At 67.7% G+C, this 23,788-nt stretch carries 22 protein-coding genes and 1 other RNA gene; 9 read left to right on the plus strand and 14 right to left on the minus strand.

The window, feature by feature from the left end; all coding sequences use genetic code 11:
* Window positions 1–25: 25 nt before the first annotated feature.
* The 4 genes from cobO to CNE_RS14240 are packed head-to-tail and all read right to left on the minus strand — an operon-like array spanning window position 26 to window position 4,429.
* A complete protein-coding gene (gene cobO, locus CNE_RS14225; protein WP_013957805.1) occupies window positions 26–658 on the minus strand; it encodes a cob(I)yrinic acid a,c-diamide adenosyltransferase in 633 nt (210 codons plus the stop codon).
* The gene (locus tag CNE_RS14230; RefSeq protein ID WP_013957806.1) at window positions 651–1,493 is read right to left on the minus strand and encodes an ABC transporter ATP-binding protein; all 843 of its coding nucleotides are present in this window, start codon (window positions 1,491–1,493) and stop codon (window positions 651–653) included. Before CNE_RS14230 ends, cobO begins: the two co-directional genes overlap by 8 nt.
* Window positions 1,490–2,497 (minus strand): FecCD family ABC transporter permease, encoded by a 1,008-nt coding sequence (locus CNE_RS14235; RefSeq protein ID WP_013957807.1) that lies wholly within the window; start codon window positions 2,495–2,497, stop codon window positions 1,490–1,492. The genes CNE_RS14230 and CNE_RS14235 overlap by 4 nt, the downstream gene beginning before the upstream one ends.
* A gap of 15 nt (window positions 2,498–2,512) precedes the next feature.
* Window positions 2,513–4,429 (minus strand): TonB-dependent receptor domain-containing protein, encoded by a 1,917-nt coding sequence (locus CNE_RS14240; RefSeq protein ID WP_013957808.1) that lies wholly within the window; start codon window positions 4,427–4,429, stop codon window positions 2,513–2,515.
* A 582-nt stretch (window positions 4,430–5,011) separates the two neighbouring features.
* Between CNE_RS14240 and CNE_RS14245 the strand changes: the two genes are divergently transcribed.
* From CNE_RS14245 to CNE_RS14265, 6 genes are all read left to right on the plus strand, one after another.
* Window positions 5,012–5,332, plus strand: coding sequence for a hypothetical protein (locus CNE_RS14245; protein WP_010814920.1), 321 nt, complete (start codon window positions 5,012–5,014; stop codon window positions 5,330–5,332).
* Window positions 5,329–5,661 carry a cell division protein ZapA gene (locus CNE_RS14250; RefSeq protein ID WP_010814921.1) on the plus strand — a complete coding sequence of 111 codons (333 nt, stop codon included), beginning with the start codon at window positions 5,329–5,331 and terminating at the stop codon, window positions 5,659–5,661. Before CNE_RS14245 ends, CNE_RS14250 begins: the two co-directional genes overlap by 4 nt.
* 266 nt (window positions 5,662–5,927) lie before the next feature.
* Window positions 5,928–6,145, plus strand: a non-coding RNA gene (ssrS, locus tag CNE_RS38940) — 6S RNA.
* A 110-nt stretch (window positions 6,146–6,255) separates the two neighbouring features.
* A complete protein-coding gene (locus tag CNE_RS14255; RefSeq protein ID WP_013957809.1) occupies window positions 6,256–6,738 on the plus strand; it encodes an EVE domain-containing protein in 483 nt (160 codons plus the stop codon).
* Between the two features lie 52 nt (window positions 6,739–6,790).
* On the plus strand, window positions 6,791–7,615 hold the full coding sequence (locus CNE_RS14260; RefSeq protein WP_013957810.1) for a sulfite exporter TauE/SafE family protein: 825 nt from the start codon (window positions 6,791–6,793) through the stop codon (window positions 7,613–7,615).
* A 113-nt stretch (window positions 7,616–7,728) separates the two neighbouring features.
* Entirely contained in the window at window positions 7,729–8,427 is a 699-nt protein-coding gene (locus tag CNE_RS14265) for an SIMPL domain-containing protein (RefSeq protein WP_013957811.1), read from the plus strand.
* Between the two features lie 50 nt (window positions 8,428–8,477).
* Here CNE_RS14265 and CNE_RS14270 read toward each other — a convergent pair whose 3' ends face one another.
* The 5 genes from CNE_RS14270 to CNE_RS14290 all read right to left on the minus strand — a co-directional run bounded on the left by CNE_RS14270 (window position 8,478) and on the right by CNE_RS14290 (window position 14,354).
* The gene (locus CNE_RS14270; protein WP_013957812.1) at window positions 8,478–10,031 is read right to left on the minus strand and encodes a malonate--CoA ligase; all 1,554 of its coding nucleotides are present in this window, start codon (window positions 10,029–10,031) and stop codon (window positions 8,478–8,480) included.
* A gap of 73 nt (window positions 10,032–10,104) precedes the next feature.
* Window positions 10,105–10,887, minus strand: coding sequence for an enoyl-CoA hydratase/isomerase family protein (locus tag CNE_RS14275; protein ID WP_013957813.1), 783 nt, complete (start codon window positions 10,885–10,887; stop codon window positions 10,105–10,107).
* Window positions 10,888–10,931: 44 nt separating this feature from the next.
* Entirely contained in the window at window positions 10,932–11,945 is a 1,014-nt protein-coding gene (locus CNE_RS14280) for a Bug family tripartite tricarboxylate transporter substrate binding protein (protein ID WP_013957814.1), read from the minus strand.
* A 147-nt stretch (window positions 11,946–12,092) separates the two neighbouring features.
* Window positions 12,093–13,568, minus strand: coding sequence for a malonyl-CoA decarboxylase domain-containing protein (locus CNE_RS14285; RefSeq protein WP_013957815.1), 1,476 nt, complete (start codon window positions 13,566–13,568; stop codon window positions 12,093–12,095).
* Window positions 13,569–13,634: 66 nt separating this feature from the next.
* Window positions 13,635–14,354, minus strand: a complete 720-nt coding sequence (locus tag CNE_RS14290; RefSeq protein ID WP_013957816.1) for a GntR family transcriptional regulator — start codon at window positions 14,352–14,354, stop codon at window positions 13,635–13,637.
* 814 nt (window positions 14,355–15,168) lie between these two features.
* Between CNE_RS14290 and CNE_RS14295 the strand changes: the two genes are divergently transcribed.
* Window positions 15,169–16,263, plus strand: coding sequence for a YjgN family protein (locus CNE_RS14295; protein WP_013957817.1), 1,095 nt, complete (start codon window positions 15,169–15,171; stop codon window positions 16,261–16,263).
* A gap of 29 nt (window positions 16,264–16,292) precedes the next feature.
* Window positions 16,293–17,312 carry a M48 family metallopeptidase gene (locus tag CNE_RS14300; protein WP_013957818.1) on the plus strand — a complete coding sequence of 340 codons (1,020 nt, stop codon included), beginning with the start codon at window positions 16,293–16,295 and terminating at the stop codon, window positions 17,310–17,312.
* Between the two features lie 26 nt (window positions 17,313–17,338).
* Here CNE_RS14300 and lgt read toward each other — a convergent pair whose 3' ends face one another.
* Window positions 17,339–18,157 (minus strand): prolipoprotein diacylglyceryl transferase, encoded by an 819-nt coding sequence (lgt, locus tag CNE_RS14305; RefSeq protein ID WP_013957819.1) that lies wholly within the window; start codon window positions 18,155–18,157, stop codon window positions 17,339–17,341.
* A gap of 72 nt (window positions 18,158–18,229) precedes the next feature.
* Window positions 18,230–19,174, minus strand: a complete 945-nt coding sequence (locus tag CNE_RS14310; RefSeq protein WP_041228089.1) for a LysR family transcriptional regulator — start codon at window positions 19,172–19,174, stop codon at window positions 18,230–18,232.
* Window positions 19,175–19,338: 164 nt separating this feature from the next.
* Between CNE_RS14310 and ilvD the strand changes: the two genes are divergently transcribed.
* Window positions 19,339–21,012: a dihydroxy-acid dehydratase gene (gene ilvD / locus CNE_RS14315; protein WP_013957820.1), complete on the plus strand. Its 1,674-nt coding sequence runs from the start codon at window positions 19,339–19,341 to the stop codon at window positions 21,010–21,012.
* 104 nt (window positions 21,013–21,116) lie between these two features.
* On the opposite strand, the gene CNE_RS14320 is transcribed toward ilvD, so the two are convergent.
* Genes CNE_RS14320 through CNE_RS14330 form a run of 3 tightly spaced genes read right to left on the minus strand, consistent with a single transcriptional unit; the run spans window position 21,117 to window position 23,609 of the window.
* The gene (locus CNE_RS14320; protein WP_013957822.1) at window positions 21,117–21,602 is read right to left on the minus strand and encodes a hypothetical protein; all 486 of its coding nucleotides are present in this window, start codon (window positions 21,600–21,602) and stop codon (window positions 21,117–21,119) included.
* Window positions 21,599–22,033 carry a DNA polymerase III subunit chi gene (locus CNE_RS14325; protein ID WP_010814936.1) on the minus strand — a complete coding sequence of 145 codons (435 nt, stop codon included), beginning with the start codon at window positions 22,031–22,033 and terminating at the stop codon, window positions 21,599–21,601. Before CNE_RS14325 ends, CNE_RS14320 begins: the two co-directional genes overlap by 4 nt.
* Before the next feature lie 37 nt (window positions 22,034–22,070).
* Entirely contained in the window at window positions 22,071–23,609 is a 1,539-nt protein-coding gene (locus CNE_RS14330) for a leucyl aminopeptidase (RefSeq protein ID WP_013957823.1), read from the minus strand.
* Between the last annotated feature and the right edge of the window lie 179 nt (window positions 23,610–23,788).

Raw genomic sequence — 23,788 nt, forward strand, 5'->3', positions numbered from 1 at the left:
GACCTTGTATTCTAAAAGGATGCGACTACATCTCGACGCCGCGCTGCGCCTTGATGCCCTGCTGGAAGGCATGCTTGACCGGCGTCATGTCGGTGACGGTGTCGGCCGCCTCCACCAGCGCCGGCGGCGCGCCGCGGCCGGTGATGACCACGTGCTGCATCGACGGGCGCGCGCGCAGGTCGGCGATGACCTGCTCCACATCAAGATAGTGCAGCTTGAGCGCGATGTTCAGTTCGTCGAACAGCACCAGGCCGATGCCAGGGTCGCGCAGCATGCCGCGCGCCACTTCCCAGGCAGCCTCGGCCTTGGCCGCGTCGCGGGCGCGGTCCTGCGTTTCCCAGGTATAGCCCTCACCCATTACGTGGAAGGCGCACTCGTCCGGGAAGCGGCGCAGGAACATCTCTTCGCCGGTGGGCTGCGCGCCCTTGATGAACTGGACCACGCCGGTGCGCATGCCGTGGCCGAGCGCGCGCACCACCATGCCGAAGCCCGAGCTGGACTTGCCCTTGCCATTGCCGGTGGTGATGACGATCACGCCGCGCTCGTCCTGCGCGGCGGCAATTTTGGCGTCGACGATTTCTTTCTTGCGCTCCATGCGCGCCTTGTGGCGGGCATCGCGGTCCGGGTCTTCTGCAGGCGGGTTCTGGGTATCAGTCATGATGTGTGTCGGGTATGGGTGGGGCGGCGCCGTCGGGAATCAGCGCAGTATGCGCTCCGTCGGTGACGCTGACGATGGCGGTGCGCAGCGCGCGCGAGCAGTGTTCAGGGGTCAGCACCTGGGCGGCAGTGCCATGCAGCGTCGTGCCGTCTTCTGCCATCAGCAGGGCGTGGGTGGCGTAGCGCAGCGCCAGCGTCAGGTCGTGCAGGATCAGCACGATGGCATGGCGCCCGGCCCGGGCCAGCGCGGCCAGCTGTTCCAGCACCAGGATCTGGTGGCGCAGGTCCAGGTGCGAGACCGGTTCGTCCAGCAGCAGCAGCGGCGCCTGCTGCGCCAGCGCCGCGGCCAGCGAGGCGCGCTGGCGCTCGCCGCCGGACAGGGTCAGCACATCGCGCGCGGCCAGCGCCTCAATATCCATCGCGCGGATCACTTCGTGCACGATGCGGTCGTCCTCGCGCCCGCTCCAGCCCCAGCCGGACAGGTGCGGATGCCGCCCCACGCGCACGGCATCCTGCACCGACATCGAGAAGGTGTCATGCACGGCCTGCGGCAGGTAGGCGCGCTGGCGCGCCAGCACCGCCGGCGCGATCTGCGCCGCCGCGGTGCCGTCGATCTCCGCGCTGCCGCCATCGGCGTGGCGCAGGCCGGCCAGCACTATCATCAGCGTGGACTTGCCGGCACCGTTGGGCCCGGCAATGCACCATAGCTGCCCCGCGCCGATGGTCATCGTCAGGCGATCCACCAGCACGCGCTGTCCGGTGCGCAGCCGCACATCACGCAGCGCAAGCTGCGGACAGGCGGTGAGCGGATGGGACCAGTGCGGGCCTTGGCTCATCGCGGCCTCCGCAGCAGCAGGTAGAGGAAGGTCGGCACTCCCAGCAGCCCGGTGATCACACCCACCGGCAGCTGCGCGGGCGCAATCACGGTGCGTGCGATCAGGTCAGCGGCCATCAGCAGCGCGCCGCCCAGCAGCGTGGCGGCCGGCAGCAGCAGGCGCTGGTCGTTGCCCCAGGCGAGGCGCACCAGGTGCGGCACCACCAGCCCGACAAAGCCGATCGAGCCGGCCGTGGTGATGGCCGCGGCGATGCACAGCGACGCCAGCAGGAAGGTCGCCAGCCGCACGCGGCCCACGCGCACGCCCAGCGACTGCGCCACGGTCTCGCCCAGCAGCATCACGTTGAGCGCGCGCGCCATCGGCATGGCCAGCAGCAGCGCCACCACCAGCATGGCCAGCGCGCCGCCGTAGGCGGCGGTGCCGCTCAGGTCGCCGGTCAGCCAGAACAGCATGCCGCGCAGGCGCGACTCCGGCGCAATGGAAAGGATCAGGGTAATGACCGCACCCCAGCCTGCGGCCAGGATCACGCCGGTCAGCAACAGCCGGGCGCCCGCCTCGCGGTGGCCGCCCTGCACCTGCGGATGCAGCAGGTCGCGCCGCGCCAGCGACGCCACCAGCACCATCGCCCCCAGTGCACCGACGGCGGCGGCGGCCTGCACGCCCCACCACGGCGCCAGCAGCAGCATGGCCAGCAGCGCGGCGGTGGAGGCGCCGCCCGACACGCCCAGCACATAGGGCTCGGCCAGCGGGTTGCGCAGCAGCACCTGCATCAGCGCGCCGGACAGGGCCAGCAGCCCGCCGCAGGCAAACGCCGCTGCCGCGCGCGGCAGCCGCAGTTCGCGCACGATCGCTGCGGCGGTGCCGGTGTCGGTGCCGCTGAGCGCAAGCCAGAGCTCGCGCGCATCGAGCGGCACGCTGCCCAGCGCCAGCGACAACGCGAACGCCAGCAGCGCCGCGAGCGCCAGCACCAGCCAGATCGCCAGGGCGCGCCGGAACTCAGACATGGCGCGCCCGTGCGCTCATCGCTGGCGCCAGCCCAGCGTGATGAAGCCCGCGCGCCCCTGGGTGTTGTAGGGGTAGGCGAGCTGGTAATCCTTGTCGAACAGGTTTTCGACGCGGGCGGCGATGAACCATTGCTTGTCGATGTTGTAGCGGGCGTTCAGGTTGACGATACCGTATCCGCCCAGCCGGCGCGAGCCGGCATCCATGCGCGACGACGACACCAGCCATTCGCCGCCGAAGCGCCAGTTGCCGAAATCACGGCCAACATCGAGCGCGGCATGGCGGCGCGCGCGGCGCAGCAGCTGGGTGTTGGTCTGCTCGTCGACCGGGTTCTGGAAGGTCACGCTGGCGCCGAAGTCGGTGCCGTAGACGCTGGCGCGCCACGAGGCTTCGATGCCCTGCACCTTGGCCTTGTTGACGTTCTGCGCCAGGAACATGCCGTTGGGCTGCTGCGCCGACACGATCAGGTCGTCGTAGCGCGTCTCGAAGGCGGTCACGCGCAGCAGGCCGGCGCTGGCGGTGGCGTACTGCACGCCGGCCTCGACCGACTTGGCACGTTCGGGCTGCAGGTTCGGCTGACCGAAGTTGGGGAAGTACAGCTCGTTGAAAGTCGGCGCGCGGAAGGCATTGCTGACGCTGGCGATCAGCTTGAGCGCATCGGTCACGTAGTAGCCGTAGCCGGCGCGGAAGCTGCCTTGGTTGCCGAAGTCGGAATAGTGGTCGTTGCGCGCGTTGAGCTGCAGCTGGTGCTGGCCGATGCGCCCGTCATAGCCGCCGAACACCGAGAACACATTGCGCGTGGGCGCGCCGTAGGCGCTGGAGTCCAGCTCCTGCTGCAGGTAGTCGGTGCCGAACAGCAGCGTGTGGTTGGCGGCCAGCGCATACTCGTTCTGCCAGTTGAACTGGCGGTTGCGGGTATTGAAGGTGCCGTTGGGCCTGCCGTTGAGGAAGGTGTCGCTGCGGTCCTCGCTCTGCGACAGCTTGAAATGGGTGGACCAGTCCGCCCCCACCTTGCCGTTGACGAAGGCCGACAGCGTGTACAGCTCGCTGTTGGTCCGGTTGTCGTCGGTCGGGCGGCCGAAGGCGCTGTCGAACGACAGCTTGCTCTTCGAGTAGTAGCCGGTGAAGCCCGCGTCCCAGTTCGGCGCGAAGCGGTGCTTGACCTGGCCCGATACGCTCTGGTTCTCGTACGGGTTGTCGTTGGGATTGGCGCGCGGCGCCTGCTTCGTGTTGATCGACGAAAAGCCGTCGGTCTTGAACGCCGAGCCGGTCAGGTTGAACGAGGTATCGCCGACCTGGCCGCCATAGCCGACCGTGCCCTGGCGCGTGTTGTTGCTGCCGTATTCCACCTGCGCATTGGCCGCCGGCGCCTGGCCCGCCCCGCTCTTGGTGAAGATCTGCACCACGCCGCCGATGGCGTCCGAGCCGTACAGCGCCGACACATTGCCCCGCACAACCTCGATGCGCTCGATCTGGTCGGGCAGGATATTGGCCAGTTGCGCGGTGCCGCTGCTCACGGACGATACCCGCACGCCGTCGATCAGGATCAGCGTCTGGTTGGAGTTGGCGCCGCGCATGAACAGGGTGGTGTTGCTGCCCATGCCGCCGTTGGTCGAGAACTCCACGCCGGCCTGGTTGCGCAGCAGCGTGCGCAGGTCGGGCGCCTGCGAGTTGACGATGTCCTGCTGCGTCACCACCGTGGTGTGAGGCAGCGCCTCGGTAATGGCTTGCGCGGTACGGGTGGAGGTGACCACCACCGGCGCGAGCTGCGTGGTGTGGCTGTCGGGGCGGCTGCCAGTGCCGCTGTCGGCCGCTTGCGCGAACGAAGTGGCCGGAACCAGGGTGAACGAGGCGATGGCCGCCAGGATGGCGGGCACGGACGGACGCACCGCCGGGGTTGCCGGGCGGGTCGACCTGTGGAGCGATGAACGCATGATGCAGGACTGGATAGGAACGGCCGGGCCCGTTCCCCCGCGGACCATATGGCGATGAGGCGTGCCGCGCACGGGCGGCAGCCCGCGTTCAGGCCGGTATCCGGGCTGGCGACACTGGACCGGCGCCTTCCCGAACCTGCGGTTCAGTGGCGTGTGGCCGGTCCTGCGGTGCATGTGGCCGGGAATGGGATCCGGCCTTGCCAGCGGCGTTGCCGGCAGGCTGGCTGTCGGCGATGTCGGAGTCTGGCAGATGCACACCGCGGTCGCTTACCGTTGCGGGGGCAGCACAGGTTGGCCTGTCCGGCGCGCAGCCGGCCCGGCTCCCTGTTTCCCGTTGAACTGCCCTTTCGCCAGGGACGAAAAGGGCGAGCACCTGGAACGTGCGCGAGTCTAGGGCGTTTCGCCCCCCGCGTCAACGCGGCTGCCAGTAGTGCTTTGTCACAACTCTGGTGGCGTTTTAGGTGCAGAAGCCTGCAACTTCCACGCGGGTCGCCGGTCACAAACCCTTTCCTCCGCATTGTGCAAGCCGGCGCATCGGCTAGAATCGCGATACCTGACACTACTCCCATCATGACAGGCCCTATGCTCACCGAACTCGAACAACTGGCCGCCAAGATCGGGCGCGTGCTGCACCATGCGGACACCCTGGCGGCGGAGAACCAGCGGCTGCGCGACGAGATCGCCCGGCTGGAGGGCGAAGCCGCGCAGTTGCGCGGCGAGCGCGAGGCCATGGCCGCCGACCGCGAACTGCTCAATATCAAGATCGAGGAAGCGCAGCTGCGCATCCAGTCCATCCTTGACAAGCTGCCGACTGCCAGCGACACGCGCCAGCTCGACCTGCTCGGCGAAGAGGCTGCGGCGCAGGACGCCGAGCCGCACAAGGCCCCCGGAGAACACGCATGAGCAACAAGCAAGTCGAAGTCAATATCGCCGGCCAGCCCTACCGCTTCGCCATCGCGCCCGAGAACGAGGCCGCGCTGCTCGAAGCCGTGGCCTTGGTCGACACGCAAATGAACAAGCTGCGCAACGGCATCGCGGCCAAGGGCGTGGAGCGCGTGGCAGTCATGGCCGCCATCAGCATCGCCTCGGACCTGCTGTCGATGCAGCGCAAGCAGCAGGCCGAGGGCGCGATCCCGGTCGATGCCATCCGCGCGCGCATCCGCGAACTCAACGACCGCGCCGACGAGGCCCTGCGGCAATATGCGCACGTGGGCACCGGTACGCGCGGCTGAGCGATGACGCAGGGATGTGCTGCGGATGCCGCGCTGTCGCGCAAAATGTAACGATACGCGCGAGTGGACTTGGTATGCCCTGCGACGCGGTGTATAGTGTAGCCAGACTGCACGAGGCACCATAGATGTGCAGCGACAGGCCAGGTTATCGCGCCCGGCCGCCGTTCTTATCCCATCCTAGTCAGAAACGGCAAACGTCTGACATCCCGCACGCGGATCCGGTTTTCCGGGCACGATGATGCGCCTGGAAAGTCAGACGTTTGACAGTTTCCCTGCCTGGTTCGTGAGGGTCATAAACTCCTTGAACCGATATGCATTGCATGGTGCGGGATCATGTCGCGTGGGCGAGCGCGTCATCGCATTCATAGTCTGGGCCTGGCCTGGACTCCCTGAGTGGATGATGTACCCGAAATGCGACTTCCGCAGCCACTCTGAACCTCACTTGGGTTCAGGATGCCGACCCAGCGGCCAAGGCGGGGACCCCTTAAAAAGGCGGTGGTTTTCTGAACCATCGCCTTTTTTCTTGCCTGCGCGTCCGCGTGCACACGCTGTGCACGCGGCGCCCTGATCTGCCTTCCATTCCTGAGCTGCGCCGTGAGCCCGAACCAGAACCAACGCGCCCGCCAGTACTGGCTGATGAAATCAGAACCGGATGAAGCCAGCATCGACGACCTGGCCCGCGAAGGCACGCTGCCCTGGACCGGCGTGCGCAACTACCAGGCGCGCAACTTCATGCGCGACACCATGCAGATCGGCGACGGCGTGCTGTTCTATCACTCGTCGTGCCCGGAGCCCGGCATTGCCGGCCTGGCCGAGGTCTGCTCAGTACCGTACCCCGACCCCACCCAGTTCGACCGCAAGAGCCCGTACTATGATGCCGCCTCCAAGGCCGACGCGCCGCGCTGGCTGCTGGTCGACGTGCGCTTCGAGCGCAAGAGCGCGCTGATCCCGCTGGCCGCCTTGCGCGAGCATGAGGAACTGGCCGACATGGTGGTGCTACGTCGCGGCAACCGGCTGTCGATCACGCCGGTGACGCCGGCAGAATGGCGCTTCATCACCGGCAAGCTGATGCGCTGAACCCTGCCCGGCCGGCCCGGGCAAGGCTGATCACAACAACCCTGAAGACACGATGCAGTTCGACAACCTGCCGGTGCTGGTTCCTGCCCTGCTTGCCCTGGGCGCTTTCACCGGCTTCTGCGCCGGGCTGCTCGGCGTCGGCGGCGGCATGATGATGGTGCCCTTCCTGACGCTGCTGTTCACCAGCCTGGGCTTTGCCGACGAGGCCATCGTCCATATGGCGATCGCCACCTCGATGGGCACCATCCTGTTCACCTCATTGTCGTCCGTGCGCGCCCACCACCAGCGCGGCGCGGTGCGCTGGCCGATCGTGCTGGCGCTGGCGCCGGGCATCGTGCTCGGCGGCATGATCGGCGGCGGCAAGGTGTTCGCGGCGCTCAAGACCAGCTGGCTGTCGCTTGCCTTTGCCGGCTTCGTCGGATTTTCCGCGCTGCAGATGCTGCGCAACCGTCGCCCCAAGCCCGGCCGGCAGCTGCCCGGCTTTGCCGGCATGGCAGGCGCGGGCGGCGTGATCGGCTTCCTGTCCAGCCTGGTGGGCGCGGGCGGCGCCTTTGTCTCGGTGCCGTTCATGACCTGGTGCAACGTGCCGATCCACAACGCGGTGGCCACCTCAGCCGCGCTCGGCTTCCCGATCGCCGCGGCCAGCGTGGCCGGCTATGTCTGGAGCGGCTGGCAGATGCCGGGACTGCCGGCGGGATCGCTCGGCTATCTCTACCTGCCGGCCCTGCTGGTGATCGCCGCCGCCAGCGTGATGACCGCGCCGCTGGGCGCGCGCACCGCGCACCGGATGGATGTGGGCCAGTTGCGCAAGGTCTTTGCCGTGCTGCTGCTGTGCCTGGCAAGCTATATGTTGTGGAAGGCCTGGCAGGCATTCTGACCCGGACGGGGGAGGCGCGCCCGCCCGGCTTCGCAACAATCGTTTGCAATGTCGCGGAACGATCGGGCACCCGGGCACGTCTGATACCCATCACGTTCGAACAAGAGAACAACATGAAACAATGGCTTGCCGCCACCCTGCTGGGCACTACCGCCATCGTCGCCTCGGCGCACGGTGGCCCCACTGAAACGCCGTCGGGCGTACTGTCGCTGAGCGCGCAGGCAGTCACCGAAGTGCCGACCGATATCGTGCACCTGACGCTTGCCGCGGAGCAGGAAGGCGCTGAACCGGCCGCGATTTCCTCGGGCCTGTCGGCCCGGACCCAGGCCGTCATCACGCAGGCGCGCCGCGTCCAGGGTGTGACCGCCGAGTCGGGCGGCTTCACCATTCACCCGAATACCGACCGCAACGGCCGCATCAGCACCTGGCGCGGGCGTTCCGAAGTCATCCTGAAGTCGCGCGATTTCTCGGCCGTGTCCAAGCTCGCCGGCGAGCTGGCCAGCCAGATGCAGGTGCAGAACATCGCCTTCTCGCTGTCGCGCGAAGCGCGCGAGGCGGCCGAAGCCAAGCTGGCCGAGCAGGCCATCGCCTCGTTCCGCGGCAAGGCGCAGTCGACCACCAAGCTGTTCGGCTACAACAGCTACACCATCCGCGAAGTCAGCCTGAATGAAACCGGCGTGGTGCCGCCGATGCCGCGCATGTACGGTGCTGCCAAGGCCATGATGGCCGACGCTGCGGTGCCGGTGCCGGTTGAGGGCGGCAAGACGCAGGTGACGGTGTCGGTCAACGGCTCCGTGCAGATGCTGAAGTAAGACAGCCGCGCCCTGCGCCATCGCGCAGGGCGCGGCCATCATCACTGCGCTCAGAGCGTCGAGAACTGCTCGCGCAGCACGTTCTTCTGCACCTTGCCCATGGTATTGCGCGGCAGCTCGTCCACCACGTGCACGCGCTTGGGCACCTTGAAGTTGGCAATGTGGCCCTTGAGCGTGCCGATCAGCGCCGCCTCGTCGATTTCCGCACCCGGCTTGCGTACCACCACCGCCACCACCGCCTCGCCGAAATCCGCGTGCGGCACGCCGATCACGGCGCTCTCGGCCACGCCCGGCATCTCGTCGATAAAGCTCTCGATTTCCTTCGGGTAGACGTTGTAGCCGCCCGAGATGATCAGGTCCTTGCTGCGTCCGACGATGGTCAGGTAGTTGTCGGGCACCGCGCGCTCGCCGGCCTGGCTGACAATGGCGCCGCCGAAGCGGCCGACGTCGCCGGTCTTGAACCAGCCGTCCTCCGTGAACTCTTCCCTGGTCTTCTCCGGCATGCGCCAGTAGCCCTTGAACACGTTCGGGCCCTTAACCTCGACATTGCCGATCTCTCCCGGCGCGCACGGCTGGCCCTCGCCATCGACCACGCGCACCGACACGCCCGGCAGCGGCATGCCGACGGTGCCGCCGATGCGCTCGCCCAGCGCGGCATCGTACGGGTTGGACACCAGCATCACGGTCTCGCTCATGCCGTAGCGTTCCAGGATGGTATGGCCGGTGCGCTCGCGGAAGGCATCGAAGGTCTCCAGCAGCAGCGGCGCCGAGCCCGACACGAACAGCCGCATGCGGCGGCAGGTGTCGTCGTCGAAGCGCGGCTCCTGCAGCATGCGCACGTAGTAGGTCGGCACGCCCATCATCACCGTGCAGCGCGGCAGGAATTTCAGCACCTGCGCCATGTCCAGCCTGGGTGCCCAGATCATCTTGGCACCGGCCAGCAGCGCGCCGTGCGAGGCCACGAACAGGCCGTGCACGTGGAAGATCGGCAGCATGTGCAGCAGCACGTCGTCGCTGCGCCAGCCCCAGAATTCATGCAGCGTCTGCGCATTGGAGGCCAGGTTGCGGTGCGTCAGCATCGCGCCCTTGCTGCGGCCGGTGGTACCGGAGGTGTAGAGAATGGCGGCAAGGTCGTCATCCTGGCGTGCGACCGTCTCGAAGGCATCCGACTTGCCCGCGGCACGCGACAGCAGCGAGCCGCTGCGGTCGTCGTCCAGCGTGAAGACGTGGTTGACGCCGTGGCGGAACGCCACCTTGGACACCCAGCCGAAATTCTTGCTGCTGCACACCACCACCGACGGCTCGGCATTGCCGACAAAGTAGTCGATCTCTGCCTCCTGGTAGGCGGTGTTCAGCGGCAGGTAGACGTAGCCGGCGCGCAGCGTGGCCAGGTACAGGAACAGCGCTTCGGGGGACTTCTCCACCTGCACGGCCACGCGAGCGCCTTCGGGCAGTTGCAGCGAGGCCAGCAGGCTGGCCAGCTTGGCAGTGGCGCGGTCAAGGTCGTCCCAGCTGTAGTACAGCCCGTCATGCGTCTCGATGCAGCAGGCGGTGCGGTCGGCGGGGAAGCGGGATTCGAACAGGGCGAACAGGTTGGCGTTCATGTCGGGGATCGAACGAAAGGCTAAGGAAAACGAAGAAAACAATCGCGCGTGGAAGCAGTCATGGCGGCGTGCCCTACTCCCCACGGAACTGCGGTGGCCGGCGCGCGAGGAAGGCGGCCACCCCTTCCGCGTGGTCCGCGCCTGCGGCGTAGGCAAAATGCGCGTCCAGCTCGGCGGGCGACAGCGGTGCCGGCAGCGGCGCCAGCCGGCGGATGGTGGCCTTGTTGATGCGGGCGGCGACGGGCGCGCCCGCGGCTATGCGGCGCACCGTGGCATCGACCTCCGCGGCCAGCGCGCCGGGCTCGACCACGCGGGTCAGCAGCCCTTTGTCGCGCGCCTCGGCGGCGTCGAAGACCCGGCCTTCCAGCAGGATCTCCAGCGCGGCGGCGCGGCCCGCCAGCGCCAGCAGGCCCTGCAGTTCGCCGGGCGCCATCGGGAAGCCCAGGCGGTTGATCGGCACGCCGAAGCGGCTGTCCGAGGCGGCGATGCGCAGGTCGCAGTGGCTGGCGATTTCCAGCCCGCCGCCCACGCAGACGCCTTCAATCATCGCCACGGTGGGGTGCGTGCATTGCGCCACCGCCGCCAGTGCCGGCGCGATGGTAGCCATGTGATAGTGGCGCACCGCGGCCTCGTCGGCGCGCTCTGCCGGGAACTCGGCGATGTCGGCGCCGGCGGCAAAGTTGCCGTCGGCACCGCGCACCACCACGCAGCGCAGCGAAGTATCGGCGGACAGGCGCGCAAAGCCCGCGGCCAGCTCGCGCCACATCTGCGCGGAAATGGCGTTGAGCTTGCCCGCGTGCGACAGCGTCACGGTGGCGGTGGTGCCCTGCGTGGCGAACAATACGGTGCCGCTCATCGCCGCGCCCCCTTGCATCGGATCAGCGTTGACATGGCGCCCCGTCAGTCGATCTTGGCGCCGGACTGCTGCACCACCTGCGCCCAGCGGCGAATCTCGGCGTGCAGGAACTGCGCGAACTGCTCCTGCGTAAACGCCGGCGTCTCGGAGCCGTTGTTAAGCCAGACCTGCTTGAGCTCAGGCGTGTTCAGCGCCTTCTCGATCTCTGCGTACAGGCGGTCGACGATCTCCCTGGGCGTGCCCTTGGGCACCCACAACGCATACCAGGTCGACACGTCATAGTTGGGCACGCCCGCCTCGGCCGCGGTCGGCACGTTGGGGAACGCCGCCGAGCGCTTGCTCGAAGCCACCGCCAGCGCCTTGATGCGGCCCGCGCGGATATGCTGCGCCGACGAGCCCAGGCCGTCGAACATCAGGTCGACCTGGCCCGCGATCAGGTCGGACAGCGCCGGGCCCGCGCCCTTGTAGGGGATGTGGGTGATGAAGGTCTTGGTCTGGAGCTTGAACAGCTCGCCCGCCAGGTGGTGCGACGAGCCGTTGCCGGCCGAACCGTAGTTCAGCTTGCCGGGATTGGCCTTGGCGTAGGCAATCAGCTCCTGCAGCGTGTTGGCCTTGACACGGTTGGGATTGACCACCACCACTTGCGGCGGCTGCGCGATCACCGTGACCGGGATGAAGTCCTTCTCGATGTCGTAGTCCAGCTTCTTGTAGAACGACGGCGCAATCGCGTGGTGCGCGCCGCCGATAAACACCGTGTAGCCGTCCGGCGCGGCCTTGGCCGCAATGCTGGCGCCGACCGTGCCGCCGGCGCCGCCGCGGTTGTCGATCACGAATTGCTTGCCGAGCTGCTTGGACAACTGCGCGGTCAGCGGGCGCGCAAAGGCGTCGGTGCCGCCGCCGGCGGGAAACGGCACGATCACGGTGACGGGCTTGGACGGCCAGGTGTCGGCATGCGCGGCGGGCGCGGCGAGCATTGCGCCGGCGCCGAGGCCGGCCAGGCCCAGGGCCATGCCCGTTGCGCGCGCGCACGCGGCCAGGCTGAACTGACGACGATTCATGGGTTGTCTCCTCTCTCTTCTGCGGAAAGTCAATCTGATGGCCGCGCGACACCGCCGCGGCGCGAAGTTACTGCATGGGTCCCGACAAAGAAATGCGGCGCGTCGGGCGCCGCGGGTACCAGGGCCTGTGCCGTGACCGGACCAGGGTCACAGCAGCTTCCCGACGCTACGGCTGATGCGCGGGTTGCCGGCGCCCAGGCGTGCCAGATTGTCGTCCAGCGCCTCGGGCACGTAAAGATAGTTGACCATCATGCCGCAGCTCTGGCTGCGGCCTTTGCGCGACAGGTCGGCGCCCCAGTTCAGCCGCTCCACGCAGGCCCCGTTGCCCAGGTGGAAGCGCGCCACCGGGTCGGCCGGCATCGACTGGTTGCGTTCGCGCACCAGGAAATGCGCGGCCAGGGTCATGGCGGTATCGCGGATCACGGTATCGGCGGCGTCCGGCACCAGCGCCTCCAGCCACCCGGCGCCGTCCGCGGGCGCCTTGTCGTGGCGCTCGCTCCAGCGCGCCAGGCGCTTGTCGCCCAGCACGCGCGCAATGGCATCGCCATCCTGCTTGCGCAGCCAGTCGGCAAACCCGGGGATCGGCGAGAGCGTGGCGAACTGATTCACTTTTGGAAATTCACGCTGGACTTCCTCGATCACGCGCTTGAGCAGGAAGTTGCCGAAGCTCACGCCGCGCAGGCCCGCCTGCGTATTGCTGATCGAATAGAAGATGGCCCACTTGACGCGGCGCAGGTCTTCCAGCGGCGCGGCCTCATCCAGCAATGTATGGACATTGGCCGCCATCTCCGGCGCGAATGCCACCTCGACAAAGATCAGCGGCTCGCGCGGGATGCGCGGGTGGAAGAACGCATAGCAGCGGCGGTCGGAATCGAGGCGGTTGCGCAGGTCGGTCCATGAGGCGATCTCATGCACGGCCTCGTAGCGGATCAGCTTTTCCAGCAGCGATGCCGGCGAATCCCAGGTGATCGGCTGCAGTTCCAGCAGGCCCACGTCGAACCAGTTGGAGAACAGCGCCTCGAGGTCTTCGTCAAGCGGGCGCAGGCCCGGCATGCGGCGCTGCCAGCGCAGCATGTCGGCGCGCAGCTGGATCAGGAAGTGCAGGCCGCAGGCGCTGTTGCCGCGCTGGCCATGCAGCGCGGCCAGCCGCTTGAAGAAACGGATGCGTGCATTGGACAGCGCCTGGGCCAGGCCCGAAGGCCCGGCCTGCGCGCGGGCGGCGCGCGCGCCCTTGTCGCCGTCGGCCCCGGCGTCTTCACTGCCCTTGCCGCCGCTGCTGCTGGCGACTTCGGCCAGCACCGCCAGCATGCCGCGCCGGGTGGCCTCGCCGGCGGCTTCATACTCGGCCTGCCACGCCTGCGCGGCAGCATTGGCGGCGCCATCGGTCAGGCGCGCGTCGAAGCAAAGCCGCAGCTGCTCGCGCTGGCGGCGCACCGCGCGCGGCGGCAGCGGCGCCTCGCCGTCGGCCGGCGTGGCGGCGGCGGCCTTGGCGCTGGCCTTGGCGTCGCCCTCACCCTTGCGTCCCCACCAGCGGCCCAGCCGTGACAGGAACTTGGAACCTGCCGGCTCGCTCTCGCCCAGCGGCGCACTGATCTTCTGGTCACCCGTGTCGAAGGAATTCATGCGGTACCTGCCTTGATGCATCGATCGGAATGTGGGAAAAACATCGGACTGGGGTTGCGGCCGCGGCTACTCTTCGCCGCCGGCCACGCGCAGCACCGGCGGCGCGCGCACGGCCTGGGTCTCTGCCGCCCCGGCGGTGGCACCGGCATCCAGCGTCTTGAGGGCCGCGCGCTGACGCAGCAGGTGGGTCTTCATCATCGCCTCGGCGCCTTCGGGGTCGCGGGCCTTGAGCGCGGCGAACACGGACAGGTGCTCGGCGCAGGATTCCTGGATCCGGCCCGGCAGCTTCAGGCTTTTGTGGCGCGACAGCCGCAGCACCTTGCGCAGGTCGCTGATCAGGCCCGACAGCCAGCGGTTGCCGGCCAGCCGCTGGATCGATTCGTGGATCTGGAAGTTGGTTTCGTAATAGGCATCGATGTCGCCCGCCTGCGCGTAGCGCGCCAGGTCGGCATGCAGGCCGTCCAGCGCGTCCAGGTCGGCGCGGGTGGCGTTGCGCGCGGCCTCATAGGCGCAGCGCCCTTCCAGCAGTGCCATCAGCGGGAAGATCTCGTCCAGGTCATGCTCGGAAAGTTCATTGACGAAGCAGCCGCGGCGCGGCTCCAACCGCACCAGGCCTTCGGCGGCCAGCACCTTGAGCGCCTCGCGCAGCGGCGTGCGCGAGATGCCCAGCGTTTCGGCCATCGCGCTCTCGTCGATCCATGCGCCGGGCACCAGCGTATGCGCGTCGATCATGGCGCGCAGCCGGTCTGCCACTTCCAGGTACAACGCCTGCTGGACGATGCGCATGCTTCCCCCAGGGTCGGATGGCGTGACCGATGCGTCCCGGCCACGATCTGGCATCGGTCAGGGTAGATGCGCCCCGTTAGCCATAATTTATAATTATGGATTAGGACGCGAACGATACAAGGGATTTCGATGCTGCGCTGCAAACAAGCCGGAGCGATTGGTGTCTGATGTTGACCGGCGAGGTGCGGTCTGTGAGGTGCGGCGTGGGTACGGTATGAGGTGCGGCGGGCGTTTCCATGCCTCCCTGCAAGGAAACGCCCGCGCCTGAAAATACTGCAGCACTGCTTTTCATCGTCGGCGGGTACTTTCAAAAGTATCCACCGCGTGGGTCCATGGATTGCCGGCGCTGGCCCTGCGCCCCCCTTTTGAAACGCGCTTGACGCGCGGATTTTCCCGTCGCCCTGGCTGTACGTGAAATGCCGGCAAGTGTGGCCTCTCAGCCGTCACTCCCTCCCTGGCACTTCCGTTGGCGGCTGTGGCGTGCCGCTCATCTTTGTAACAATCAAGATAGCGATTTACGTGCCAGCGGGACTAAGTCCCTGATTTCATTGGCAACACGCATTCGGAAGTTGTTACAGAATACGTCTAGTGTAACAGAATGTTTCTAGAGTGTTACGAGGGTTTTCCCACATTTTTTATACGCCTGCCCGCCTGGCGGCAATGGCATATGCAGATTGTGCCGTGGTCGCTATTTATCAGTGCGAGAATGTGAGCGCATCGCCGCAAATGCCCGATCTAAAGTGGTTGCATTCCTGAAACTGCGGTCAAGGCCGCAATCCTGACTGTCGCTTTCCACACACACTGGAGCCCCGCCATGCAAGCTGGCAGCGATTTCACCCTGGCCGGCACTCCGGCAAACGAAGCGCCGGTGCCTGCCGAGCCGCGCTACGCCGTGCCGCGCCCGCTGGGCCTGTCCTTTACCGGATCGGGTTCGGAGTACTTCCGTATCTGGATCGTCAATGCACTGCTGACCATCGTCACCTTCGGCATCTATTCGGCCTGGGCCAAGGTGCGCACGCTGCAGTATTTCTATCGCAACACGCGGCTCGACGGCGCGAGTTTTGACTACCACGGCAAGCCGTCCGCGATCCTGAAGGGCCGCGCCATCGTGTTCGCGCTGGTGTTCGCCTTCCAGCTCGCCTCGACGGTCTCGCCCTTCCTTGCGCTGGCGATGCTGGTGGCGCTGCTGGCGGTGTTCCCCCTGTTGCTGGTGCGCTCGTTGCGTTTCCGCATGGCAAATTCCAGCTACCGCGGCCTGCGCTTCGCCTTCACCGGCGGCGATGCCGAGGCCTACAAGGTGTTCGTGCTGTGGCCGCTGGCCGCGGTGGCCACGCTGGGCCTGCTGGGGCCGCTGGCGCACCAGCGCTTCAAGCGCTACCAGCACAACCACACCCGCTTCGGCACCGCACCGTTTGCCTTCCACGCCGGCGCGGGCGATTTCTACGGCGTTTACCTGCGTGCCTTCGGCATGATGGTCGCGCTGGTGGCGGCCGCGGCGCTGGCCGGATTCGCGCTGGGCGCGACCGCGTCGGGCAAGGCGGGCGTGGTGCTGTCGTTCAGCATCGGCGTGGGCGGCTTCTACCTGGCGCTGCTGGCCGTCAGCCCTTACGTGATGGCGCGCTTGCAGAATGTCGTGTGGAGCCACACCACGCTGGCGCCGCATGCGTTCCGCAGCGAGGTGGGGGCCGGCCGCATGGTCTTTATCTTCGTCACCAACCTGATCGCCATCGCGCTGACGCTGGGCCTGTACCTGCCGTTCGCGCGGGTGCGTTCGGCGCGCTACCGGCTCGAATGCGTAACCATGCTGGCGGCGGGCCCGCTCGACACCTTCGTGGCCGGCGAGGCGCAGCAAGTGGGTGCACTGGGCGATGCGGCGGTAGACTGGTACGACATCGACATCGCGCTCTGAGCACGCCGTGCGCTGACCCGGCCCGCACCATGATCCCTGCCACCTTCTTCGACGGCCGCTCGTCGCGCGCGCATCCGGCCACGCTGGCCGTTGAGGCGCAGCAGGCCGTGCTGCGCGACGACTCCGGCGCCGAGCTGCGGCGCGCGCCGCTGTCGGACGTGCGCGTGTCCGAGCGCGTGCGTCGCGCGCCGCGGCTGGTCACCTTTGCCGACGGCGCCTTCTGCGAGATCACCGACCACGCCGCCTTCGACCACATGCTGGCCGCGACCGGCCATCGCGACAGCCTGGTGGCGCGCGCGCAGAACAGCTGGCGCCTGGCCGGCCTGGCCGTGGCGGCACTGGTGGCGGTGCTGGTGCTGGGCTATTACGTGCTGCTGCCGTGGGGCGCCGGCATGATGGCGCGCGCGGTGCCGCCCGAGGTGGAGGCCCATCTCGGCAAGCTGACGCTGGCGAGCCTGGACAACGGCATGGTCAAGCCGACGCAGCTGCCGCCCGCGGAGCAGCAACGCATCCGCTCGGGCTTCGCGGCGCTGAAGCGGCCGCGCGATGCCGGCCACGATTACCAGATCCTGTTCCGCCAGGGCGGCGAGATCGGCGCCAATGCGCTGGCGCTGCCGGGCGGCACCATCGTGGTCACCGACGAGCTGGTCGGCCTTGCCGGCACCGGCCCTGGCATGATGGGCGTTCTGGCCCACGAAGCCGGCCATGTCGCCAACCGGCACGGCTTGCAGCAGGTGATCCAGGGGTCGGCGCTGGCCGCGCTGTCGGCCTACCTGTTCGGGGATATCTCGACGGTGCTGGCCGGGGTGCCGGCCGCGATCCTGACACTGCGCTATTCACGCGACCACGAGCGCGAGGCCGACGCCTTTGCGATCGAGGTCATGCAGCGCAACGGCCTGCCGCCCGCGGCGCTGGCCGATGTGCTGGTCAGGCTGGACCACCGGCGCGGTGCGGCGTCGGACGCCGAACCGGAACGCGGCCAGGACTTCATGTCGACCCACCCGCAAACGCAGGCGCGCATCGACGCCTTGCGCCGCGCCGGCAAATAGCGCGGACCGGAACTTAGAACCCGTTCTCAGGCCGCCGGCTGCGATGCGCCGGCGCCGGGCTGGCGCCGGTAGGCCCAGACCACCATGGCGATGCCGGCCAGGATCATCGGCAGGCTCAGCCACTGGCCCATCGACAGCTTCAGCGCCAGCAGGCCCAGGAAGTTGTCGGGCTCGCGCGCGAATTCCGCAGCAAAGCGGAAGGCACCATAGCCGATCAGGAATACCCCCGACACCGCGCCCATCGGCCGCGGCTTGCGCGCGAACAGCCACAGGATGATGAACAGCGCCACGCCCTCGCCGGCAAACTGGTACAGCTGCGACGGATGGCGCGGGATGTTGTCGCCCGCCTGCGGGAAGATCATGCCCCACGGCAGGTCGGTGGCGCGGCCCCACAGCTCGCCGTTGATGAAGTTGCCGATGCGCCCGGCGGCCAGCCCGCAGGGGATCATCGGCGCGATGAAGTCGGTCACCTCCATCCAGTGGCGCCGGCGCAGCTTGCCGAACAGCCACATCGCCACGATCACGCCCAGGAAGCCACCATGGAAGGCCATGCCGCCTTCCCACACCTTGAGGATCTCGAGCGGATGGGCCAGGTAGTACGACGGCTTGTAGAACAGCACATAGCCCAGCCTCCCGCCCAGGATCACGCCCAGCACGCCGAAGAACAGCATGTCGTCCAGGTCGCGCGTGGTCCAGCCCTTGGCCGCGATATGCGGCTGGCGGATGCGCAGGCGCCCGAAGCCCAGGAACATGATGAACCCGGCCAGGTACATCAGCCCGTACCAGCGGATGGCAAGCGGGCCCAGGTGGATGGCAACCGGGTCGAACTGGGGATGAATCAGCATGTTGGCGTGAATGGAGGTTGTAAAGGCCGCGGCCTGCGTCTTGTCAGTGGCCTCGGTGACATTGGTGACGTGTCAGCGAGGGGCGGGCCCGGCTGCGCCCGCTTCTTGCGCGAGCGCGGTCGCAATATCGATGAACGAGCGCAGCACCGGCGCCACGCCGGCGGACGCGCCGTCGCGCCAGACCAGCCCGGTCTCGATCTGCGGGCCGGTCTCGCGCAGCGCCAGGTACGACACCCCGGTGCGGCGAAGGTTGCACAGCGACGCCGGCACCAGCGCCACGCCCATGCCCGCCGACACCAGGCTGACGATAGTCTGCATCTGGATGGCTTCCTGCGCGATCACGGGCACCAGGCCCTCGCGCGCATAGTAGCCCGTAATGATGTCATAAAACGCCGGCGCGCTTCGGCGCGGGAAGATGATCAGCGGTTCATGGGCGGCCTCGCGCAGCGAGACCGTATTGTCGCCCGCCAGCACCCCGCCCGACGGCCGCCAGCCGTCGGGCACGGCCAGCACCAGCGGCTCGCTCACCAGCGGCATGTAGGCCAGCCCGTGCGGCATGGCCGGCAGCTGCGGCCGGATCACCAGGCCGGCATCGATCGCCCCCTCCATCAACGCTTCGAGCTGCACGTCGCTGGTGGCTTCGCGCAGCTGCAGCTGCACCTCCGGGTGGCGGGCGCGAAAGCGCCGCAACAGGTCGGGCAGGATGCCGTAGTCGGCGGTGCTGACAAAGGCCAGCGACAGCGAGCCCAGCTCGCCGCGCGCCAGCCGCTGCGCCAGCCCGGGCAGCGCCGCGGCATCGGCCAGCACGCGCCGCACCTCGGGCAGCCACTGCTGGCCGGCCGGCGTCAGCGCCACCGAGCGCCGCGTGCGCACGAACAGCTGCACGCCGATTTCCTCTTCCAGCGCCTGGATCTGCTGCGACAAGGGCGGCTGCGTCATCGACAGGCGCCCTGCCGCGCGGCCGAAATGCAACTCTTCCGCCACTGTGACGAAGTAACGCAGCTGACGCAGGTCCAAACGCCCTCCTGATATGTTTTTCGACTCAATAAAGGTCAAATAATATATTTGACACTCCAAAACGCAAGCGTCATTCTTTGGCCCACAACATCGCCGCCATGCGTTCGTGCAGCCTTCGGGCGCGGTGCGGAGCGGCACTGAAGACCCCCCGGAGATTCCCCACCATGGCATTCAACAAACGCTCGCAGAACATCACGCAAGGCGTGGCGCGTTCGCCCAACCGTTCGATGTACTACGCACTCGGCTACCAGAAGGAAGACTTCGACAAGCCGATGGTGGGCATTGCCAACGGCCACTCGACCATCACCCCCTGCAACGCCGGCCTGCAGCGCCTGGCCGATGCCGCCATCGACGCCATCAAGGCGTCCGGCGCCAACCCGCAGGTGTTCGGCACCCCGACCATCTCGGACGGCATGTCGATGGGCACCGAGGGCATGAAGTACTCGCTGATCTCGCGCGAAGTCATCGCCGACTGCATCGAGACCGCCGCGCAGGGCCAGTGGATGGACGGCGTGGTCGTGATCGGCGGCTGCGACAAGAACATGCCGGGCGGGATGATCGCACTGGCGCGCACCAACGTGCCGGGCATCTACGTCTACGGCGGCACCATCAAGCCGGGCAACTGGAAAGGCAAGGACCTGACCATCGTGTCGTCGTTCGAGGCCGTGGGCGAATTCACCGCCGGGCGCATGAGCCAGGAAGACTTCGAAGGCGTGGAGAAGAACGCCTGCCCGTCGACCGGGTCGTGCGGCGGCATGTACACCGCCAACACCATGAGCTCGTCGTTCGAGGCGCTGGGCATGTCGCTCTTGTATTCGTCGACCATGGCCAACCCGGACCAGGAAAAGGTCGACAGCGCCGCCGAGTCGGCCCGCGTGCTGGTGGAAGCCGTCAAGCAGGACATCAAGCCGCGCGACATCATCACGCGCAAGTCGATCGAGAACGCCGTGGCGCTGATCATGGCCACCGGCGGCTCGACCAACGCCGTGCTGCACTACCTGGCCATCGCCCACGCCGCCGAAGTGGAATGGACCATCGACGACTTCGAGCGCATCCGCCGCAAGGTGCCGGTGATCTGCAACCTGAAGCCGTCCGGCCAGTACGTAGCGACCGACCTGCACAAGGCAGGCGGCATTCCGCAGGTCATGAAGATCCTGCTCAAGGCCGGCATGCTGCACGGCGACTGCCTGACCATCACCGGCCGCACGCTGGCTGAAGAGCTGGAAAACGTACCCGACACCCCGCGCGCCGACCAGGACGTGATCCTGCCGATCGAGAAGGCGCTGTACAAGGAGGGCCACCTGGCCATCCTGAAGGGCAACCTGGCCGAAGAAGGCGCGGTCGCCAAAATCACCGGCCTGAAGAACCCGGTCATCACCGGCCCGGCGCGCGTGTTCGAGGACGAGCAAAGCGCGATGGAAGCCATCCTGGCCGACAAGATCAACGCCGGCGACATCCTGGTGCTGCGCTATCTCGGCCCCAAGGGCGGCCCCGGCATGCCGGAAATGCTGGCCCCGACCTCGGCCATCATCGGCAAGGGCCTGGGCGAGTCGGTCGGCTTTATCACCGACGGGCGCTTCTCGGGCGGTACCTGGGGCATGGTGGTTGGCCACGTGGCGCCGGAAGCGTATGTGGGCGGCACCATCGCGCTGGTGCAGGAAGGCGACTCGATCACCATCGACGCGCACAAGCTGCTGCTGCAGCTGAACGTGCCGGACGAAGAACTGGCCAGGCGCCGTGCCAACTGGAAGCAGCCGGCACCGCGCTATACCCGCGGCGTGCTGGCGAAGTTCTCGAAGCTGGCGTCGACGGCGAGCAAGGGTGCGGTGACGGATTGATTTTCAGCCGCGCTGATGCAAAAAAGCCTGCGAGCAATCGCAGGTTTTTTTGTTTGCCGACGTCTGTCGAGCCCCGCCGGTTTTCTCCAGCCCTTCAGCCGCCGTTAATCCGCCCCCGGCGTCTTCTCGATCTCCTCCAACGTCGCATCCAGCCATTCCACCAGCCGCGCCTCCAGCGACTGCGTCAGCTCGCTGGCCAGTTGCGCCGTCAGCGGCGCCAGCCGCGACTGCAGCGTGGCTTCGGTATGGGCCGCCACGACCTGCGGCCATTCGGTGCGAAAGCGCATCATCACGCGCGTCAGCAACTCGGTGCGCACGGCGCGCAGGTCGTCCTCGCCCGGGGCGCCGCTATCTGCCGGCATCGCCGATGCCGGCACGGCGCCCTCGTCCGCCACGGCGTCGCCGGTATCGCCGACATGCATGACCAGGCCCGAATCGGCCATGCCGAAGGTATCGATCACGCCCTCCTGCGCAGCGGCAGCCGGCGCTGCTGTCCCTGCATCCGGCAGTTCGAACACCTCGGTCAGCAGCGGGATGCTGTCGTTCGGATCGAGCCGCGGGATCACCCGCGAGGTGGTGCGTTCGCTCATGCGGCGTCTCCCTTGGGCTGGCCGATGTCGTGGTGCGTCAGCGGATAGCCGCGTTCGCGGTAGAAACGGTAGCGCTGGCGGCCGGCCTCGCGCGCCGCATCGCCCGCGCCCACCACCTCGATCAGCCGTTCGAAGCTGGCAAACTGCGCCGGGGCCTGGTCGGCCAGGTTGATCAGCAGCTGGTGGTGCGGCACGCCTTCGGTGGTGGCGGCCAGCAGGATCGGCGTGACCGCCGCATTGGGGCTTTCCAGCCCGCAATGCGGCAGGAAGTCCAGCGCGGAGAAGGTCCACAGGCGCGCATCCAGGTCCGCCAGCTGCGCCGGCGCCCCGTGGATCACCACCTTCTGCCCGGCGCCGTAGGCCTTGCGGACCAGCCGGCAGACATAGCCGAGCACGTCCGGCACGTTGCTGTGGAAATCGATGCGCGTCATGAACCCTTGCTGCCTCTGTTGCCTGCCGCCGCTGCCATCAGGCCGCGCGGTCCATCAGGAACTGCGCCAGGAGCGGCACCGGGCGGCCGGTGGCCCCCTTGGCCGCGCCGCTCTTCCAGGCGGTGCCGGCGATGTCCAGGTGGGCCCAGTCGTACTTCTCGGCAAAGCGCGACAGGAAGCACGCCGCCGTCACGCTGCCGGCCGGGCGGCCGCCGATATTGCCCATGTCGGCAAAGTTGGACTTGAGCTGGTCCTGGTACTCGTCGTCCAGCGGCATGCGCCAGGCGGTGTCCATGGCGCGGCGGCCGGCTTGCAGCAGGGCATCGGCAAGCGCGTCGGAGCGCGCGTACAGGCCGCTGTTGACATGGCCGAGCGCGATGATGCAGGCACCCGTCAGCGTGGCCACGTCGATCACCGCGGCCGGCTTGAAGCGCTCTACGTAGGTCAGCGCGTCGCACAGGATCAGGCGGCCTTCGGCGTCGGTGTTCAGGATCTCGATGGTCTGGCCGGACATGCTGGTGACCACGTCGCCCGGCTTGGTGGCGATGCCGCTGGGCATGTTCTCGCAGGTCGGCACCACGGCGATGACGTTGAGCTTCAGGCCCATCTCGGCCACGGCCTGGATCGTGCCCAGCACCGAGGCGGCGCCGCACATGTCGTACTTCATCTCGTCCATGCCCTCGCCCGGCTTGAGCGAGATGCCGCCGGTATCGAAGGTGATGCCCTTGCCCACCAGCACCACCGGGGCCTGCTTGGCACCGGCGCCGTCGTAGCGCAGCACGATGAACTGCGGCGGCTCTTCGCTGCCCTTGGTCACGGCCAGGAAGGCCCCCATGTTCAGGGCCTCGATCTGCTTGCGGCCCAGCACCTCGGCCTTGAGCTTGTGGCGCTTGGCAATGCCGCGGGCGGTATTGGCCAGGTAGGTCGGCGTGCAGATATTGGACGGCAGGTTGCCCAGGTCGCGCGTCAGCTCCATGCCGTTGGCGATGGCGGTGCCGCGCACCACGGCCTGGGTGGCGGCGCGGGCATCGCCGCTGTCGACCGCGATCACGACCTTGCGCAGCGACGACTTGTCGTTGCCGTTGGGCTTGCCGTTGGCATTGGCGCGCTTCAGGCCCGGATGGCGCTCCAGCAGGCGATAGCCGGCTTCGCGCACCAGCGTGATGGTGGTAATCACGCCCCAGGCGACATCGCGCTGCTGCGGCGCCTGTTGCGCCAGGCACCACAGGGCCGAGGCGGCACGCGTGGACGACAAGGCACGCACAGCGGTGCGGACCGCATCGGCAAAGGCCTTGTCGCTGAAATCGGCTTCCTTGCCCAGGCCCACCAGCAGCACGCGCGCGGCGCCCACGCCGGCCACCTCATGCAGCATCAGCTGGGTGCCGCGCTTGCCCTCGAAGTCGCCCTGCTTGACCAGCCGCCCCACCAAGCCCTTGGTGGCCACATCCAGTGCCTTGGCCACTCCGGCCAGGTTCTGGCCTTCGAACAGGCCGACCACCAGGCAGTCGGTCTTGGTCGCCAGGAAACCATTTTGGCCGGCTTTGCTCCAATCCAAGGCTTTTGTGCTAAATTCCATCGCGCTTCCTTCCAGGGGCTCGTTAGACACGAAAGCCTCCATTATCCGCGATTTTTATCCCGCGACCTGCCGCCGCTGATACGCCCCGGCCACGCTGACAGCTTGTTGTGCTGCCAGCCAGCTGTTCTGCCAGGCACCTCGCACGGCACATCGCCCGCTCCGGCCGGCAGCCCGGAACC

Origin of the sequence: Cupriavidus necator N-1 (genome assembly GCF_000219215.1) — a bacterium.
Taxonomy (GTDB): Bacteria; Pseudomonadota; Gammaproteobacteria; order Burkholderiales; family Burkholderiaceae; genus Cupriavidus; species Cupriavidus necator.

Excerpts from the sequence above, each read along its gene's own strand:
- cobO (WP_013957805.1), bottom strand. The coding sequence starts at position 658 with ATGACTGATACCCAGAACCCGCCTGCAGAAGACCCGGACCGCGATGCC.
- CNE_RS14230 (WP_013957806.1), bottom strand. The coding sequence starts at position 1,493 with ATGAGCCAAGGCCCGCACTGGTCCCATCCGCTCACCGCCTGTCCGCAG.
- CNE_RS14235 (WP_013957807.1), bottom strand. The coding sequence starts at position 2,497 with ATGTCTGAGTTCCGGCGCGCCCTGGCGATCTGGCTGGTGCTGGCGCTC.
- CNE_RS14240 (WP_013957808.1), bottom strand. The coding sequence starts at position 4,429 with ATGCGTTCATCGCTCCACAGGTCGACCCGCCCGGCAACCCCGGCGGTG.
- CNE_RS14245 (WP_010814920.1), top strand. The coding sequence starts at position 5,012 with ATGCTCACCGAACTCGAACAACTGGCCGCCAAGATCGGGCGCGTGCTG.
- CNE_RS14250 (WP_010814921.1), top strand. The coding sequence starts at position 5,329 with ATGAGCAACAAGCAAGTCGAAGTCAATATCGCCGGCCAGCCCTACCGC.
- CNE_RS14260 (WP_013957810.1), top strand. The coding sequence starts at position 6,791 with ATGCAGTTCGACAACCTGCCGGTGCTGGTTCCTGCCCTGCTTGCCCTG.
- CNE_RS14265 (WP_013957811.1), top strand. The coding sequence starts at position 7,729 with ATGAAACAATGGCTTGCCGCCACCCTGCTGGGCACTACCGCCATCGTC.
- CNE_RS14270 (WP_013957812.1), bottom strand. The coding sequence starts at position 10,031 with ATGAACGCCAACCTGTTCGCCCTGTTCGAATCCCGCTTCCCCGCCGAC.
- CNE_RS14275 (WP_013957813.1), bottom strand. The coding sequence starts at position 10,887 with ATGAGCGGCACCGTATTGTTCGCCACGCAGGGCACCACCGCCACCGTG.
- CNE_RS14280 (WP_013957814.1), bottom strand. The coding sequence starts at position 11,945 with ATGAATCGTCGTCAGTTCAGCCTGGCCGCGTGCGCGCGCGCAACGGGC.
- CNE_RS14285 (WP_013957815.1), bottom strand. The coding sequence starts at position 13,568 with ATGAATTCCTTCGACACGGGTGACCAGAAGATCAGTGCGCCGCTGGGC.
- CNE_RS14290 (WP_013957816.1), bottom strand. The coding sequence starts at position 14,354 with ATGCGCATCGTCCAGCAGGCGTTGTACCTGGAAGTGGCAGACCGGCTG.
- CNE_RS14295 (WP_013957817.1), top strand. The coding sequence starts at position 15,169 with ATGCAAGCTGGCAGCGATTTCACCCTGGCCGGCACTCCGGCAAACGAA.
- CNE_RS14300 (WP_013957818.1), top strand. The coding sequence starts at position 16,293 with ATGATCCCTGCCACCTTCTTCGACGGCCGCTCGTCGCGCGCGCATCCG.
- lgt (WP_013957819.1), bottom strand. The coding sequence starts at position 18,157 with ATGCTGATTCATCCCCAGTTCGACCCGGTTGCCATCCACCTGGGCCCG.
- ilvD (WP_013957820.1), top strand. The coding sequence starts at position 19,339 with ATGGCATTCAACAAACGCTCGCAGAACATCACGCAAGGCGTGGCGCGT.
- CNE_RS14320 (WP_013957822.1), bottom strand. The coding sequence starts at position 21,602 with ATGAGCGAACGCACCACCTCGCGGGTGATCCCGCGGCTCGATCCGAAC.
- CNE_RS14325 (WP_010814936.1), bottom strand. The coding sequence starts at position 22,033 with ATGACGCGCATCGATTTCCACAGCAACGTGCCGGACGTGCTCGGCTAT.
- CNE_RS14330 (WP_013957823.1), bottom strand. The coding sequence starts at position 23,609 with ATGGAATTTAGCACAAAAGCCTTGGATTGGAGCAAAGCCGGCCAAAAT.